This is a genomic window from Paraburkholderia sediminicola (genome assembly GCF_902859805.1).
In the GTDB taxonomy this organism is placed as follows: domain Bacteria; phylum Pseudomonadota; class Gammaproteobacteria; order Burkholderiales; family Burkholderiaceae; genus Paraburkholderia; species Paraburkholderia sediminicola.
In genome coordinates this window covers 68,078-84,909 of record NZ_CADIKC010000003.1, presented here as the reverse complement: position 1 = coordinate 84,909, position 16,832 = coordinate 68,078, and the positions used below count along the sequence as shown (strand labels likewise).

General features: G+C 62.9%; 14 protein-coding genes and 1 tRNA gene. 5 read left to right on the top strand and 10 right to left on the bottom strand.

Going from position 1 to position 16,832, the window contains the following annotated elements:
- Positions 1-75: 75 nt before the first annotated feature.
- The 7 genes from R8871_RS12660 to recA form a co-directional block, all read right to left on the bottom strand.
- Positions 76-705: a pilin gene (locus R8871_RS12660; protein ID WP_175050796.1), complete on the bottom strand. Its 630-nt coding sequence runs from the start codon at positions 703-705 to the stop codon at positions 76-78.
- Between the two features lie 147 nt (positions 706-852).
- Complete coding sequence (locus R8871_RS12655; protein ID WP_175050795.1) at positions 853-1,557, bottom strand: TerC family protein; 705 nt, start codon at positions 1,555-1,557, stop codon at positions 853-855.
- A gap of 144 nt (positions 1,558-1,701) precedes the next feature.
- Positions 1,702-2,583: a succinate--CoA ligase subunit alpha gene (gene sucD, locus R8871_RS12650; protein WP_030101039.1), complete on the bottom strand. Its 882-nt coding sequence runs from the start codon at positions 2,581-2,583 to the stop codon at positions 1,702-1,704.
- A 126-nt stretch (positions 2,584-2,709) separates the two neighbouring features.
- Entirely contained in the window at positions 2,710-3,879 is a 1,170-nt protein-coding gene (gene sucC / locus R8871_RS12645) for an ADP-forming succinate--CoA ligase subunit beta (protein WP_120303042.1), read from the bottom strand.
- Positions 3,876-4,625 carry a DUF2889 domain-containing protein gene (locus R8871_RS12640; RefSeq protein ID WP_175050794.1) on the bottom strand — a complete coding sequence of 250 codons (750 nt, stop codon included), beginning with the start codon at positions 4,623-4,625 and terminating at the stop codon, positions 3,876-3,878. Before R8871_RS12640 ends, sucC begins: the two co-directional genes overlap by 4 nt.
- A 185-nt stretch (positions 4,626-4,810) precedes the next feature.
- A complete protein-coding gene (recX, locus tag R8871_RS12635; RefSeq protein WP_246287587.1) occupies positions 4,811-5,773 on the bottom strand; it encodes a recombination regulator RecX in 963 nt (320 codons plus the stop codon).
- A 7-nt stretch (positions 5,774-5,780) separates the two neighbouring features.
- On the bottom strand, positions 5,781-6,857 hold the full coding sequence (recA, locus tag R8871_RS12630; RefSeq protein ID WP_175050793.1) for a recombinase RecA: 1,077 nt from the start codon (positions 6,855-6,857) through the stop codon (positions 5,781-5,783).
- Positions 6,858-7,103: 246 nt separating this feature from the next.
- Between recA and R8871_RS12625 the strand changes: the two genes are divergently transcribed.
- The 5 genes from R8871_RS12625 (at position 7,104) to R8871_RS12605 (ending at position 11,900) form a co-directional block, all read left to right on the top strand.
- Positions 7,104-7,880: a response regulator transcription factor gene (locus tag R8871_RS12625; RefSeq protein WP_175050792.1), complete on the top strand. Its 777-nt coding sequence runs from the start codon at positions 7,104-7,106 to the stop codon at positions 7,878-7,880.
- 9 nt (positions 7,881-7,889) lie between these two features.
- A complete protein-coding gene (locus tag R8871_RS12620; protein ID WP_175050791.1) occupies positions 7,890-9,428 on the top strand; it encodes a sensor histidine kinase in 1,539 nt (512 codons plus the stop codon).
- A gap of 230 nt (positions 9,429-9,658) precedes the next feature.
- Entirely contained in the window at positions 9,659-11,317 is a 1,659-nt protein-coding gene (locus R8871_RS12615) for an MFS transporter (RefSeq protein WP_175050790.1), read from the top strand.
- 85 nt (positions 11,318-11,402) lie between these two features.
- Positions 11,403-11,479, top strand: a tRNA-Met gene (locus R8871_RS12610).
- Between the two features lie 85 nt (positions 11,480-11,564).
- The gene (locus tag R8871_RS12605; protein WP_175050789.1) at positions 11,565-11,900 is read left to right on the top strand and encodes a hypothetical protein; all 336 of its coding nucleotides are present in this window, start codon (positions 11,565-11,567) and stop codon (positions 11,898-11,900) included.
- Positions 11,901-12,073: 173 nt separating this feature from the next.
- Here R8871_RS12605 and R8871_RS12600 read toward each other — a convergent pair whose 3' ends face one another.
- The 3 genes from R8871_RS12600 to R8871_RS12590 form a co-directional block, all read right to left on the bottom strand.
- Positions 12,074-14,212 (bottom strand): phosphocholine-specific phospholipase C, encoded by a 2,139-nt coding sequence (locus R8871_RS12600; RefSeq protein WP_175050788.1) that lies wholly within the window; start codon positions 14,210-14,212, stop codon positions 12,074-12,076.
- A 99-nt stretch (positions 14,213-14,311) separates the two neighbouring features.
- Complete coding sequence (locus R8871_RS12595; protein ID WP_175050787.1) at positions 14,312-14,677, bottom strand: hypothetical protein; 366 nt, start codon at positions 14,675-14,677, stop codon at positions 14,312-14,314.
- A gap of 13 nt (positions 14,678-14,690) precedes the next feature.
- Complete coding sequence (locus R8871_RS12590; RefSeq protein ID WP_175050786.1) at positions 14,691-16,790, bottom strand: LamG-like jellyroll fold domain-containing protein; 2,100 nt, start codon at positions 16,788-16,790, stop codon at positions 14,691-14,693.
- Positions 16,791-16,832 lie beyond the last annotated feature (42 nt).

Sequence of the window (16,832 nt, the reverse complement as noted above, 5' to 3'; positions counted from 1 at the left end):
CGGCTGGGCTGAAATATCCCGAAAATCAGCGTTTTACGTTCGGATAACAACTCACCCGATCTTTCTCCCCATTGCTTACGCGCGGCACTCCGGCGGTGCAAGATTCGACGGTAAGGACGGCGTATCGGCCGGCGCTGGTCCGCCACCTGGCGCAGGCAACGAAGAGGCCGTTTTGCCGCCGACGAAACATTCCCAGGTGACCGCCCCCGACTGCACTGCGCCCTTGCTCAAGGCGATTCGCGCGGTGGGTGCGTCGGCATTGTCCGGCACCGAGGGCACGAGAGTCAGCGTGTTCGACCCGGCAGGCGCGACGCGCGTCGTGAAGGCGACAGTGATCTGCCCAGTATCGTCATCGACGTGAACGGATTCGACGTTGCGGGTGGCAGGCGGCGACGCATAACCGCCGCCGAACGCATTGCCGCTGGCAGCGTTTTCGGACACCGCGAGCCGCGCGGATGCAGCCAGCGAGAGGCCCTCACCGACGCGGCTGCGGGCCAGATAGTCCTGATACGCCGGAATCGCATAGGCCGCGATCACGCCGACAATTGCCAGCACGATCATCAGCTCGATCAGCGTAAAGCCGAAACCGGAACCGAAGCGGCGACAGGCACGTGCGAGCGGCACGGCCCAGCGCGCTCGTTCGAACGCGTTCCGGGACGAAGGCGTGGACTGTGAAAGAGGGGAATACGGCAAGGTTATGGTCATCGGCAGGCTCCTGAAACGAAAAACGCCTGCCCCTCGAATCGGGGACAGGCGTTTCAATCGTAGCCAGCGGCGCGCGTTCGACACAGTCAGCCGAATGGCTAACGCCGCACTAAAGCGGCGATGTTCAGCTCAGCCAGTCAATCAGCGTCACGCCGCAGCGCGATGCGCGTTGCGGCGCTTGAGCAGATACCCGAGGATCACGACAAACAGCGCACCGGCGACGCTCATACCGTACTCGGCCAGCGGCGTATCGAGAATCGGCCAACGGTCGCCTGCGGGATCATTGACGATCAGGCCGCCCGCAATCCAGCCGAGAAGCGCGGCGCCGAGCGTGATGACGATCGGAAAACGGTCGAGCAACTTCAGCACCAGCTGGCTGCCCCACACGATCAGCGGAATGCTCACCACCAGCCCGAAAATCACCAACGCAAGGCGATGCTCGGGGTCGGCCGCCTCGGCCGCGCCGGCAATCGCGATCACATTGTCGAGACTCATCACGGCATCCGCGATGATGATGGTCTTGATCGCCGATATCAGCTTGTCGGCCGGCTTGATGTTCTCGTGAACATCATGCGCGGGCGCCATCAAACGTACGCCGATCCACAGCAGCAACAGGCCGCCGGCGAATTTCAGCAACGGCACGTCGAGTAGCGCCACGGCGAATGCAATCAGCGCGACGCGCAGCACGATGGCGCCGGCCGTGCCCCACAGCACGCCTTTCGTACGCTGCGCGGGCGGCAGGTTGCGACAGGCAAGCGCGATCACGACAGCATTGTCACCACCCAGCAGGATGTCGATGACGATGATCTGAATGACTGCGCCCCAGTGGAGCGTGGCAAAGAACTCGAGCATGAGCGAAAGAATAAGAAGGAATCGGACGCGCAGGCAATAAAAAAGCGGAGGAGTCTAGACTCCCCCGCTTTTTAGAACTGCACGCTTACGAAAGGATCTCGTAAGCGTATCAAAAAATGCGCTGTACGAGCCGCAAATTTCGAATTACAGCATCGCCTTCAGAAGACGCGCCATTTCCGACGGGTTCTTCGTGACCTTGATACCGCATGCGTCCATGATTTCCAGCTTGGCTTCAGCCGTGTCCGCACCGCCCGAGATCAGCGCGCCGGCGTGGCCCATGCGCTTGCCCGGAGGCGCCGTAACACCAGCGATAAAGCCAACCACCGGCTTCTTCATGTTGTCCTTGATCCACTCAGCAGCATTCGCTTCGTCCGGACCACCGATTTCGCCGATCATGATGACGGCGTCCGTTTCCGGATCGTCGTTGAACATCTTCATCACGTCGATGTGCTTCAGACCGTTGATCGGGTCGCCGCCGATACCGACTGCCGACGATTGGCCGAGACCGATCGCCGTCAATTGGCCGACTGCTTCATACGTCAGCGTGCCCGAACGCGACACGACGCCGATGCGGCCCTTGCGGTGGATGTGACCCGGCATGATGCCGATCTTCAGTTCGTCCGGCGTGATCGTGCCCGGGCAGTTCGGTCCGAGCAGCAGCGTCTTGCTGTTCTTCGCGCGCATGCGTGCCTTGAGCTCGATCATGTCACGGACAGGAATGCCTTCCGTGATACAGATGGCGAGGTCCAGGTCAGCTTCAACCGCTTCCCAGATTGCCGCAGCAGCGCCTGCCGGCGGAACGTAAATCACCGACACGGTCGCGCCCGTTTCAGCCTTGGCTTCAGCAACGCTAGCGTAGATAGGAATGCCTTCGAAATCTTCGCCGGCCTTCTTCGGGTTCACGCCTGCAACGTACGCTTCGCGGCCGTTTGCATATTCACGGCAAGCACGCGTATGGAACTGACCGGTCTTGCCGGTAATGCCCTGCGTGATGACCTTGGTGTCTTTGTTAATCAGAATCGACATGTATAAACCTCTGTTCGTTTGGCGTCATGCGGTGGCGCCGCGAAGCGGAATGTTCTCGCCCGCGTCGCTGTTGCGCCACTCACGCGCCGCCATTCGTAATCCTGGTAAACGCGCTTGGGGTTTGGCTTACGCCTTGCCCGCAGCGGCCGCGACGACCTTCTGAGCCGCTTCTTCCATGCTGTCTGCCGCGATGATCGGCAGACCGGATTCAGCGAGCATCTTCTTGCCGAGGTCTTCGTTCGTGCCCTTCATGCGGACGACGAGCGGCACCTTCAGCGACACGGCCTTCGACGCCGCGATCACGCCTTCCGCGATCACGTCGCAGCGCATGATGCCGCCGAAAATGTTGACCAGAATCGCGGTCAGGTTCGGGTTCTTCAGCATGATCTTGAACGCTTCCGTGACCTTCTCGGTCGTGGCGCCACCGCCCACGTCCAGGAAGTTCGCCGGTTCGCCGCCGAACAGCTTGATGGTGTCCATCGTTGCCATTGCGAGGCCAGCGCCGTTCACGAGGCAGCCGATGTTGCCGTCGAGCGAGATGTAGGCGAGGTCGAACTTCGACGCTTCGACTTCAGCCGGATCTTCTTCGTCCAGATCGCGATACGCGACGATTTCCGGGTGACGGAACAGTGCGTTCGAATCGAAGTTGAACTTCGCGTCCAACGCGATGACCTTGCCGTCGCCGGTCAGGATCAGCGGGTTGATTTCGGCCAGCGATGCGTCGGTTTCCCAGAATGCCTTGTACAGGCCTTGCAGGATCGCGCGTGCTTGCGGCAGCGAAGCGGCGGGCACGCCGATCTTCGTTGCGAGCTCGTCGGCTTCAGCGTCTTTCAGACCGGTCGACGGGTCGACGGCGATCTTGTGGATCAGCTCAGGCGTCTTTTCCGCGACTTCTTCGACGTCCATGCCGCCTTCGCTCGATGCCATCACGACGATCTTCTGCGAAACGCGATCGATCACCAGGCCGACATACAGTTCCTTCTTGATGTCAGCGCCTTCTTCGATCAGCAGACGATTCACCTTCTGGCCTTCCGGACCGGTCTGGTGCGTGACGAGTTGCATGCCGAGGATCTGGTTCGAGAATTCACGAACCTGTTCCAGCGACTTGGCGACCTTCACGCCGCCGCCCTTGCCACGGCCACCCGCGTGGATCTGAGCCTTCACGACCCATACCGGGCCGCCGAGCTCTTCCGCGGCCTTGACCGCATCATCCACCGAGAAGACCGGCTTGCCGCGCGGTACCGCGACGCCGAATTTCCGCAGGATTTCCTTACCCTGGTACTCGTGAATCTTCATGCGTGATTCCCTTCAGTCTGAGAGTTGGATTGAACTTCGTTTCCGCTGCCGTCGTTCATGCCGGACGCGTTGCCGCCCTCACCTGTCTGGCGGGCTGCCCCGTCGCCTGACGATGCCGCGCGATCCGCTGTATACGGAGCGCGGCCATACCAGCGCGGATAAAACTGTTGCACCGCCTCGCCGTCGAAACGCAGCGCGTGGCAGCGTCCCAGCTGGAATGGCGGTTTGTTTTTGGAATGCTCGTCTGTGCTGTCTTTGCTTCTGGACTGCTCGGTCCCGGAACTCGCCGCGTCGCCCGGCGTGTCGTCATTGGTGTTCCACACGTCGCCGGCGAACGCCTGGATTGCGGCGGTCGGCAAAAGCGCGCACAACTCGGTGAGATGCGTGCAGCCAGCCGTGCCGGCCAGCAAACGGGCAGCATCGCGACGGAAGTTGTGGAACAGATTGAGCCCGATGAGGGCACGGTAGGCGGGATTGCTGGCCTGGCACAACCCTGGATAGGGCACCCAGTCGGACGACGCTTCGGCGTCGACGACGTTGAGCTTGCGATCGATGGTGATGCGAAGCCAGAGTTCATGGATCGGCTGACCATTGGGCCGGACGCCCGACGCAAGCACCACATCGCGCGGTTTTTCGTCGGTCAAGCACGCTTCCACATCCCACAGGCCATCGGCTCGCTCATAGGCTTCCGCTCTGATTGCGCGACGGTGGCGCAACTGACGGGATACTGGCGGGGAGAGCGGCATGCGGGAAGGAAAGGCCGGATTGGAAAACCCACGAATTTTAGCATACTGGGTATTTGAGACAGGCCGGAATGCGCAGGGCCGCCCAGCAGGCCGGAGAGCGCGGCAGACGCTATCTCAAAGTAGGAAGCGCGCGGGTATCCGGCAAGCGCTGTGCGCCAAACGGGATAGCGCAGCAAGTCGCCGCATCACTCCTCGTCGAACCCCTTGAGAATTTTGCCGATCGTCGCGCCCGAGAAACCGCGCGATGCCAGAAAGCGCGCCTGCTTGGCGCGCTCGGCAGCGGTTTCGGGAAGCCGGTCGAATTTCTTCCGCCAAACGGCTTGGGCGCGCGCCAGTTCGGTTTCGCGCAGTTGCGCACTGGCTTCTTCGACCAGCGTCTGGTCGACCGCATGCTGCTTCAATTCGCCGACGATCCGGCTCGCGCCCAAGCGCGACGAGCGCCGATGGATCAGGCTTTCGGCAAACCGCGAGTCCGACAGCCAGTTTTCGGCTTCCAGCGAATCGAGCAAGGTATCGAGCGAATCGGTTTCCTCGACGAACGGCTTCAGCTTTCGCGCCAGTTCGGAGCGGCTGTATTCACGCCGGGACAAATAGCCGAGCGCACGTCCTTTTAGCGAACGGGCCGGGCGTTGGGATTTTTTTGCCTCGTCCTGTTCCGGCTTCGCCTCACCAGGCGCGCGGCGCGAGCGGCTATAGGTAGTTTCGGACGGATCCGCGTCAGCCTGCGCGGAGGGATCAGACTGCGGCTGGCGACCTGCGGCGCGATCGTGCGCGTCGAACGATTCGAAGGGATCGGCTTCGCCGGCTGCGGCAAAGGGATCGGAATCTGATGCGTATGAGCGTCTGGGGGCAGCATTGCCGGCAAAATCGCGCGGTGAACGTGAAGTGGAACGCCCGAAAGAGCTTCCAGAAGACTTGCCGAACGATGAACCGGATGAGCGACTGAACGAATTACCGGATGAACTACCGGCCGAACTGCTGGACGACTTTCCCGACGACCGCCCAAACGACCGGGTGGACCGGGAAGTGGATGAGGAAGTCGACGAAGAGGAAGAGGATGACGACGACTCGAACGAATCGTCGCCTCCGTCACGCGGGCCGTCCGCGTTGTGTCCAGCGTTGGACGACGGCCGGCCCTTGCGTATCACGTGCTGGTTACTCTTCTTCGCCCGCGACTTCGGCGGCTGCACCGGTCACCGCTTCCGCCATGGCATTCACGCCCAGCGATTCGCGGATACGGTTTTCGATCTCACGAGCGATGTCCGGATTTTCGCGCAGGAATTCACGCGCGTTGTCCTTGCCCTGACCAATACGTTCGCCGTTGTAGCTGTACCAGGCGCCGGCCTTGTCGACAATCTTGGCTTGCACACCGAGGTCGATGACTTCGCCCTGACGGGAGATGCCCTCGCCATACAGAATGTCGAAAATCGCTTCGCGGAACGGCGGCGCAACCTTGTTCTTCACCACCTTCACGCGCGTTTCGTTACCGATCACTTCGTCGTTCTTCTTGATCGAACCGATCCGGCGAATGTCCAGACGCACCGACGCGTAGAACTTCAGCGCGTTACCACCCGTGGTGGTTTCCGGGTTGCCGAACATCACACCGATCTTCATACGGATCTGGTTGATGAAGATCACGAGGCAGTTGGTGCGCTTGATCGTGCCGGTAAGCTTGCGCAGCGCTTGCGACATCAGACGCGCTTGCAGACCCGGCAGCGAGTCGCCCATTTCGCCTTCGATTTCAGCCTTCGGCACGAGTGCCGCGACCGAGTCGATCACGATCATGTCGATCGAGCCCGAGCGCACGAGTGCGTCGGCGATTTCGAGCGCCTGCTCGCCGGTGTCCGGCTGCGAAACCAGCAGTTCGTTGACGTTCACGCCGAGCTTGCCCGCGTACTGGATATCCAGCGCGTGTTCCGCGTCGATAAACGCTGCCGTGCCGCCGAGCTTCTGCATTTCGGCGACGACTTGCAGCGTCAGCGTGGTTTTACCGGATGACTCCGGACCGTAGATTTCGACCACCCGGCCACGCGGCAAACCGCCGACGCCCAGCGCGATATCGAGGCCGAGTGATCCCGTTGAGACCACCTGAATATCTTCGACCGCCTCACCTGCGCCGAGCCGCATGACCGACCCTTTGCCGAACTGCTTTTCGATCTGCGCAAGCGCGGCAGCGAGTGCCTTGCTCTTTTCAGCAGTCAGTCCAGCCGAGCCTTTCTTGCTTTCTTCCATGAATCGTCCTTTGCTATGATGAACGGCGTCTGAGGCAGATGTGCAGCCCCGAGTTTTAACCTACTCGTGACGGACAGCACACGAAACTCAGACACTGTATAAAAAAACAGTAGTTTTGGCAAGCGCGATTCTCATGCGAACGCGCATTTTTACCGTCGCACTGCCCAACTACCCACAATAATTTTCGGAGACCGCTGTGCGCCGGGGGGACACCCCGCGGTGCCGGCAAGGCCAGGCTTGCGCACCATGCGAATTCTGATTGCCGAAGACGACAGCATACTCGCGGACGGTCTGGTTCGATCACTCCGCCAATCGGCCTATGCCGTCGATCATGTGAAGAACGGCGTCGAGGCCGACACCGCCCTGTCGATGCAAACTTTCGACCTGCTGATCCTCGATCTGGGCCTGCCGCGCATGTCCGGGCTCGAGGTGCTGCGCCGCCTGCGCGCGCGCAACTCGAACGTGCCAGTGCTCATCCTCACGGCGGCGGACAGTGTCGACGAACGCGTCAAAGGCCTCGATCTCGGCGCCGACGACTACATGGCCAAACCCTTCGCGCTGAACGAACTCGAGGCGCGCGTACGCGCCCTGACCCGGCGCGGCGCCGGCGGCGGCCCGACCGTGGTGCGGCACGGCTCGCTGTCGTTCGACCAGGTCGGCCGGATCGCCTATGTCAACGAGCAGGTGATCGACCTGTCGGCGCGCGAACTCGGTTTGCTCGAAGTGCTGCTGCAGCGGATCGGCCGGCTGGTGTCGAAGGAACAGCTCGTCGATCATCTGTGCGAATGGGGCGAAGAAGTCAGCAATAACGCGATCGAAGTCTACGTGCACCGGCTGCGCAAGAAGATCGAGCCGAGCGGCGTACGCATCATTACTGTGCGGGGCCTCGGGTACTGCCTCGAGAAAGCTGCCCTGCCGTCAAACGTGAACCAGAGCGCCAACCCACCCGCCGAATCCGAGCCGCCCTCCTCGCCTTCTTCGCCCCCCTCGGCCGCGATGCCCGCGAGCCATCACTTCAAATAGAGGGCCCCCATGTCCGCACGCGCAGATCGCGCCACGGCGCACGCGGCGGACCTCGACGAGGTGCGCGACGAGCGCTACGCCAATCCGTTCGCCCCGCCCGACGAGACCGAAGCCGCCGCCGAAGCACGCCCGCGCTCGCTGTTCGGCGAGATTCTGGACTGGATGCTGGCGCCGCTCCTGCTGCTTTGGCCGATGAGCCTCGCGGTCACCTATCTGGTCGCCAAGTCGATCGCCAACGGTCCGTTCGACCGCGCGCTCGAAACCGACGCCTACGTGCTCGCCCGCCAGATCCATCCGATCAACGGCGTGGCTGAGCTCTCGCTGCCCGACTCCACCCGCGACTTTCTGCGCGCCGACAACGTCGACAGCGTGTTCTATCAGGTGCTCGGCACGCGCGGCGAACTGGTGGGCGGCGAGCGCGACATGCCGCTGCCGCACGAGGAAGACCGGCCGCCACCGGGCCTCGTCGAATTCCGCGACGACGTGCTGCGCGGCAACGATATCCGTGTCGCCTATACGACCGTCGAGTTTCCGCAAACGCCCGGCGCTCAGCCGGTGCTGGTGCAGGTCGGCGAAACGCTCGACAAACGCAGCCAGCTTGCCAACGACATCATCAAAGGCGTGATCCTGCCGCAGTTCGTGATCCTGCCGCTGGCGATCCTGCTGGTGTGGTTCGGCCTGTCGCGCGGACTCGCGCCGCTGCATGCCCTGCAGGCGCATATCCGCGCGCGCCGCCCGGACGATCTGTCGCCGCTCGAAGCCCGCCGCGCGCCGCCGGAAATTGAGCCGCTGGTGACGTCGTTCAACGATCTGCTGACGCGCCTCGAACAGAATATGGAGTTGCAAAAGCGCTTTATCGCCGATGCCGCGCATCAGATGAAAACGCCGCTTGCCGGTCTGCGCACCCAGGCTGAGCTCGCGCTGCGCCAGGACGCCTCCGCGGAAGTCCACCGCTCGCTCGAACAGATCGCCACCAGCTCGGAGCACGCGGCGCGCCTCGTCACTCAGTTGCTGGCGCTGGCGCGCGCAGAAAACCGCATGTCCGGCCAGATTTTCACGCCGGTCGAGGTGACCGAGGTGGCGCGCAGCGCGGTGCGTGACTGGGTGCAGGCCGCGCTCGCCAAGCAGATGGACCTCGGCTACGAAGCCCCCGAAGAGCCGGTCGAAGTCGACGGCAATCCGGTCATGTTGCGGGAAATGCTGTCGAATCTGATCGACAACGCGATCCGCTACACGCCGGCCAGCGGGCGGATCACCGTACGGGTGCGGCACGACGTGACCGCGCGACTCGTGCATCTGGAAGTAGAAGACACCGGGCTCGGCATTCCCGTGGCCGAACGCTCGCGGGTGGTCGAGCGTTTTTACCGGATTCTCGGCCGCGAAGGCGACGGCAGCGGCCTTGGGCTTGCGATCGTCCGCGAGATCACGATGATGCACGGCGGAGAGATGACGATCGACGATAACGTCTATCAAAACTCTCCACGGCTTGCAGGAACGCTCGTGCGTGTCAGCTTGCACGTGCTCGAACGGGCACGGGACTTACCCTAGGAGTGCAAAAATCCACGCCTGATCCGTCGCCATATTGAGATGCATTTGTCGAAAATTATAAGAACTTAGGCGACATTTAGCGAATTTTGATGGAACTTTCCTGCGCATGGCGGAAACTGCCATTTCACCCCTCCACGTCAGTACGCCGTAAGTTTCCACTCCAATAATCGGTTTCACGGGAACGCCTTTGCCGGCGGACCGCGTGCACATATCAATATTGGAGACGACATATGGCTACCGTTGGCGGGCAAATCTCGCACGTGCCGATGACGCACGATGAGAAGCGGGTGATCTTCGCATCGTCGCTAGGTACGGTTTTCGAGTGGTACGACTTCTATCTGGCCGGCTCACTTGCAATCTTCATCAGCAAGAGCTTCTTCTCCGGCGTCAATCCGACTGCCGCTTTCATCTTTACGCTCCTGAGTTTCGCCGCGGGCTTCGCGGTACGGCCGTTCGGCGCGATCGTATTCGGGCGCCTCGGCGACATGGTCGGGCGCAAGTACACGTTCCTCGTCACGATCGTGATCATGGGTCTGTCGACCTTCCTGGTCGGCTTCCTGCCCGGTTATGCATCGCTCGGCATTGCATCGCCGGTGATCTTCATCGCGATGCGCATGCTGCAGGGTCTGGCACTCGGCGGCGAATACGGCGGTGCGGCCACCTACGTTGCAGAACATGCGCCGCCGGGACGCCGCGGTTTCTACACCGCGTGGATCCAGACCACCGCCACGCTTGGCCTGTTCCTGTCGCTGCTGGTGATTCTCGGCGTGCGCACGGCGATGGGCGAAGACGCGTTCGGCGCATGGGGCTGGCGCATTCCGTTCATCGCGTCGATCATCCTGCTCGGCGTGTCGGTGTGGATTCGCCTGCAACTGCATGAATCGCCGGTGTTCGAGCGCATCAAGGCCGAAGGCAAGACCTCGAAGGCGCCGCTGACCGAAGCATTCGGTCAATGGAAGAACCTGAAGATCGTGATCCTCGCGCTGATCGGCCTGACCGCCGGCCAGGCTGTGGTCTGGTACACGGGTCAGTTCTACACGCTGTTCTTCCTGACGCAGACGCTGAAGGTCGATGGCGCAACGGCCAACATCCTGATCGCGATCGCGCTCCTGATCGGCACGCCGTTCTTCCTGTTCTTCGGCTCGCTGTCGGACCGCATCGGCCGCAAGCCGATCATCATGGCCGGCCTGCTGATTGCTGCCTGCACGTACTTCCCGCTGTTCAAGGCGCTCACTCACTACACGAACCCGGCGCTGGAAGCGGCCACGGCAAAGGCGCCGATCGTGGTGATCGCAAATCCGGACGAGTGCTCGTTCCAGTTCAATCCGGTCGGCACGGCGAAGTTCACGAGCTCCTGCGATATCGCCAAGAGCGCGCTCTCGAAAGCCGGTTTGAACTATGAGAACGTCGCGGCGCCCGCTGGTTCGCTGGCGGAGATCAAGGTCGGCGATACCGTGATCAACACGTATGACGGCAAAGCCGCCGACGCCAAGGACCAGGGCAAGGCGTTCGACAAGACTCTGGCTACGACGCTGAAGACCGCCGGTTATCCGCCCAAGGCCGATCCGTCGCAGATCAACTGGCCGATGAGCGTGGTGATCCTGACGATCATGATGATCTACGTGACGATGGTCTACGGGCCGATTGCGGCGATGCTGGTGGAGATGTTCCCGACGCGCATCCGCTACACCTCGATGTCGCTGCCGTATCACATCGGCAATGGCTGGTTCGGCGGCTTCCTGCCCGCGACCGCCTTCGCAATTGTCGCGGCCAAGGGCAACATCTATTCGGGGCTGTGGTATCCGATTGTGGTCGCGCTCATCACGCTCGTGATCGGCCTGCTGTTCGTCAGGGAAACCAAGGACTCGGACATCTACGCACAGGACTGAACACCTGACAGCCCGGGCAATTTAAAAAAGTTGCGCGCCGGGGGTTGACAGCCTCCGGCCCTATCCTCATAATCTCGCTTCTTTCGGCGAATTAGCTCAGTTGGTTAGAGCGACGGAATCATAATCCGCAGGTCCGGGGTTCGAGTCCCTGATTCGCCACCAGTTGCAAGAAGAAGCCGCTGATCCACAAGGTCAGCGGCTTTTTTGTTTTGGCTTTCCCAAACAGCAACTTCAAGGAGGTTTCTTGATGACGTTCCGCACCGCCGCGCTTGCCGTGGCCACCGCATCCAGCACGCTTCTCGCCGCCGCATCGCCGCTCACCGCCCTTGCCCAAACGCCGCCCGACAGTCAGTGGCGCGCCAGTTCGCTCACGCTCTCGACGTTGCTGCAGGACGGCTACAAGATCGTCGCCGTCGTGAACGGCGCGCGCGGCAATGCCGGCCCAACCGATACGATCTTCGTTCAGCGCGATCAGAGCGCGTTCAAATGCGTCGACCCGTCGTCGCCCGATGCGAAATCGAAGGCAGCGTGCTTCGAACTGGTCCAACCGTCCGGCGCGGCAGCGGCCTCCGAGGCCAAGTAGTCGATCACTGGCAGGAACCGGCTGCACTCACACGCGGGCGCAGCCGGCTTCATGCATGGCAGCCGCCAATCGGCAGCGCGATCGTCGCAACAGACAGCAAAAAAAAGGAGTCAGCAGAAGCTGACTCCATCAAGCGCCACTCCTCGCGCATACAACGCGATACTGCTGCTTCCCTAACTCGCCGCGCCCATCGCCGGATCGCTGACGCTGTCCTTGCCGGTTTCGACACGGCCTGCAAAGCGCCGCGTCAACCCACCCGGTGCAGCCAGCGTGAAGTCGTACCAGCCACCCACGGCGCTCACCGACCAGTACGGCTCGACCTGCATCCCTGCCGGAACCGCGTAGGTCCACGGACCGTCGCTGCGATACGCGTTCGAGGTGACCGTGACATTAGCCGTCGCGTTACCCGTGTTCATGATCGTCAGATAGACGGCATTGTTGACGACGTCGTAGCACACGCGCACTTCCGGATTCGGCCCGGTCGCGACTGACGTCACGCTGCCCTGGAACGAGCGATGAAAACCGTTCGGCCCGAGAACCCAGAGGCTGTAGTTGCCGTGATCGTCGGCAAGCGCGGCCCACGAATCCGATAGCTCCTTGCCTGCTTCAACGGTATAGCGGCGCGGCGCCCGGTCGAGATGCAACTGGTCGTACACGTGGAACACGGCGCCGGCTGTGCCTGTGTTGCTGAAAATCAGCCAGATCAAACCGTCCTGCACGTCGGCATTGGCACTCACGTGCAACAGGTACGGCAAGGCACGCGAAGGCCGCGACATCAGCGCCTGTTGCGGCATCTGCTGACTCGCCGCCGGCGGTACCGGCACCGCGCCCAAGGCGCTTTGCTGCGTGTGCTGCGCATCGGCCTGGGCTTTGGTCGGTGCGGGCAGCGACGCCACCGGCGCATCGTTCGGATTGCGAAAGTTGAATGCGGATGTCAGATCGCCGCACACCGCACGCCGCCACGGACTGATGTTGGTTTCGGTCACGCCGAAACGCTGCTCCAGAAAACGCAGCACGGACGTATGGTCGAACACTTGCGAATTCACCCAGCCGCCAGTGCTCCACGGCGACACGACGAACATTGGCACACGCGGGCCCGGTCCGAAGCAATTTCCGTCCGGCACGGTCGGCGACGAATCGCCCGGCGGGTTGGCCTTGGTGAAGTATTCGTACTGCGTGTTGACGGTCGATTTGCCCGCGAACGTGCCGTCGGCATTTTTGCTCGGTGCATCGGGCGGCGGCATGTGATCGAAGAAGCAATCGTTCTCGTCGTAGTTGACGAACAGCACGGTCTTGCTCCACACGTCGGGATTGGCCGTCAGCGTATCGAGCAGCAGTTGCAGGTAGTAGCCGCCCTGTCCCGGCGTCGACGCACCCGGATGCTCGCAGTAGGCCTGCGGCGACACGATCCAGCTCACTTGCGGCATCTGCCCGGCCGCGATGTCGTCTTTCAACGCTTGCAGAAAGCCGCCATCCGGCATCGTATTGCCGATGCCCTTATACAAAGGCGACACCGCTTCCAGCGACTGCGTGTACGGCAACAACGGCGACCCCGGCAGCGTCTCGTTGACCTTGCGGTAAGTCGCAAAGCCGGCGAGCGAGTTGTCCGTGTAGTTGTCCGGCATGTTCTGGTAGACCTTCCAGCTCACGCCGGCCGCCTGCAGGCGCTCCGGATAAGTCGTCCACGTGAGGCCGGTGGCCGACGCGCCGAGGCCGTCCCAGCCGTCGTTGTTGACGACCGGATTGGCGCCGGCGCTCGCGCCATTGGTGCCGGTCCAAAGGAAGATCCGGTTCGAGTTGGTGCCGCCATGCAGCGAGCAGTGGTAGGCGTCGCAGATCGTGAAGGCATTCGCCAGCGCGACATGGAACGGCAGGTCAGCCTGCTTCAGGTAACCCATCGAGACATCGCCCTTGGCTTTCGGCCACTGCGTCATGCGGCCGTTATCCCATGCCTGATGCGCGTCGCTCCACGAATGCGGGCCGCCGGCCAGCAGCGCATTGCCCTGGGTACTGTCGAGGTAGAACGGCAGCACGGTGCGCGTGCCGTCGTTCTGCTGGAAGACGGTCGTGCCACCCGGTTGCGGAATCGTGAAGCGGTCGCTAAAGCCGCGCACGCCCGGCAGCGTGCCGAAGTAATGATCGAACGAGCGGTTCTCCTGCATGAAGATGACGACGTGCTGAACGTCGTTGATGGTGCCGGTCGTGTTGTTCGCAGGAATCGCAAGCGCGCGGCGGATCGCGGGCGGAAACAGGCTGAGCGCGGCGGCGCCTGCGGCGCTGCGCAGGAAGGTACGGCGGTCCAGTGAGGTCATGTTTGGCGTGTTGGGGTCGTCAGAATCTGTGCACTTGCCGGGTCGCCGCAGCCAATGGCTCGGCAGACCGGCGGCAAAGCGCACCCGGCAAACAGCGCATCAGGGCGCGCAGACGAGTTGCGTGTTCTGCAACGGCTGCGTGGCGCTCGCACCCAGTGCGGCACACGCACCGGAAGCAGGCGCCGCGACGATCGGCACCGGCGCGCTTGCGCCGCCCGCGCCGGCCGCCGCGTTGTTCGCGGCGGTGGCGGAACCGCTTGCGCCATTGCTGGCGCTGCTGCTCGAACCGTCGCCGCAACCGGCCATCGATACGCACAGCGCACACAAGGCCGCGGCTGTCAGCAGGCCTCGCATACGCCGCGGCCCGCGCTGCGTCGATGTGGACGTGGAGGTCGTGGGCTTGCAACGCGCCTCGCCCGCCTCATTCGTCTCAGGCGCTTTCAAAAAAGAAGTCGTCGGGTTCATCGCGGGACTCCGGTCAGTGAGTGAGGGTGGACAGCGGCTGGCCCGACCCGAAGATCGACTGCAGCTCGGTTTCGGTGACGACACGGGTCCACAGCGCGAGGTCGCTGAACGCCTGCACGTCCGGCGGGGTCGCCGCGCACTTGCCGACGGTGTACGGCGGCGTGTCGTTACAGGCGTTCATGTAGTACTTGCCCGTACCGTCTTCGTTCAGGCCGAACACGCCGAGGCCCGGCAGCTTGGCGATGTTGATGCTCAGCGCCTGGCCCAGCACCTTCTGCTCGCCGAGCACCGGATCGAAGACGTACGCGTTGATCTTCTTCGCGGCCGTGTCGATGGTCAGCGCGAGATAGGTCCACTTGTTGGCGCTGACGTTCAGGCTGTTGATGTCGTTGCGCGTGCTGCCGTCGCCGAGATTGAAGCGGATGTTGCAGCTCGCGCTCGAACCCGGGAACAGGCCGATTGCGATGCCGGCATTGCCGCCCGAGTAGTAGTTCTTGTTCGAGACTACCGGCGTGCCGTTGCCCGTGAGATTCGCGCACGAGGTGTAGAACCAGAAGCCGATCGTGAATTGCGCGTGGGTCGTGACGTCGTTGGTCTGCGTGAGCTTGTAGCCATCGAAGCCATTGCTGTCGACCGTATGCGTGTCGATCTGCAAGCCCTTGCCACCGAACGGGTCGGCGACCAGCGAGCCGCCGTCGGCGTCCACAGCCCACGGGCCCATCGTGCTGGCGTTCAGACGGTCGACCGGCGGCAGCGCGCCGAACGGGTAGTAGCTCGAGAGGCCGGTGGTCAACGTGGTCGCGAGCGGCGGTGGCGGAGGAGGAGGCGGCGGCGGTTGCACGTACACGACTTGCGTGATCGTCGCGAGCGGCGCGGTACCGGCCACCACCGTGTAGTTGAACGGGTAGACGCCGGTGGCCGTCAGGCCGAGCTGGCTGTCGGTATAGGTCGCGGTGCCGGCAGGCAGGCTCGCGATCAAGGTGCCGTTGCGCAGCACGCTGATCGCGCCGGTGGCAGGCGCCGTCCACGTGAGGACGAGGCTGGCGTTATCGCTACCGGTGGCGCCGAGCAGTTGCGACACAGGCGTGGCGCCGATGAACTGGCCGCCGTCGAGCGCATAGGCGCTGGGATCCGGCAGCACGCCCTTATAGGCGAGCAGGGTCGGCGTGACGTCGGCGATGCTGGCGCGCGTGTAGAGCGCGGCCATCGTGGCCGGTGCGGTGGTGTTGCCGAGGCGCGCATTCGGCGCCTGATTCAGCGCGATGAAGCTGGTCGATTCAGCGGGCAGCGGCAAGCCGTCAGTGCCGCCGGCCGCGTTCAGACCGTGACTGCTGGTCACCACGACCAGCCAGTTTTCGTTGCTGCGTTTGGCCGTTTCGGCGACGAGCGTGCCGAGCGCAATATCCAGTTGCGCCAACGTGCTCGCATAGTTCGCCGACGACAAGCCGTCGTTCAGCGCGGCGTCCTGCGCCGAATGATATTGCGCGACCACCAGCGAGTAGCCGTTGTCGATCAGGCTCACGCTGTTCTGCGTGACGCAGGCGTCGACCGACGCGCAGTTCACCAGCGTGTCGAGATTGCCGGCATTCTGATCCGGTGTCAGCAAGGCCGCGAGACCGCTCGAATCGACGGCCGCACCCACCGTGCCGGCCCCCGCGCTCTTGAGCATCTGAAACACGGTGCTGCTGTGCGAGGCCTGATTGGGAGCGTCGGAGTTGATCTGATGACGATCGGCCCACGTGCCGGTCAGGACAGTCGCCCAACCCGGAGTGTCGAGGTTCGGTTGCTGCGAGAGCGTGCCATTGACACCGCCGCTGTACGCAGGCGCCACGGTCAGCTTCGCAAGATTGGGCAGCTTGCCGCTGGCGATACCCGCGCTCAGCGCGCTATACGTCACGCCGTCGAGTTCGACGAGCAGCATCTTTTTGGTGGCCAGTGTGCCGGATGCACCCGGCGTGCTGGCCGGTGTTCCGGCGCTGGCTTGCGTGTTACCCGTGCCAGTGCTGCCGCTGGATTGCGATGCGCCGCCGCAACCACTCAACGCGGCCGTGACGCCCAGTGCGCCGAGCAGCGCCAGGCCGCATGCGAATTGCACGACGGTGTGCCGTCTCATGTTTGTCCCCTCTCGATGCCGATATGCGCCGGACCATCCGGC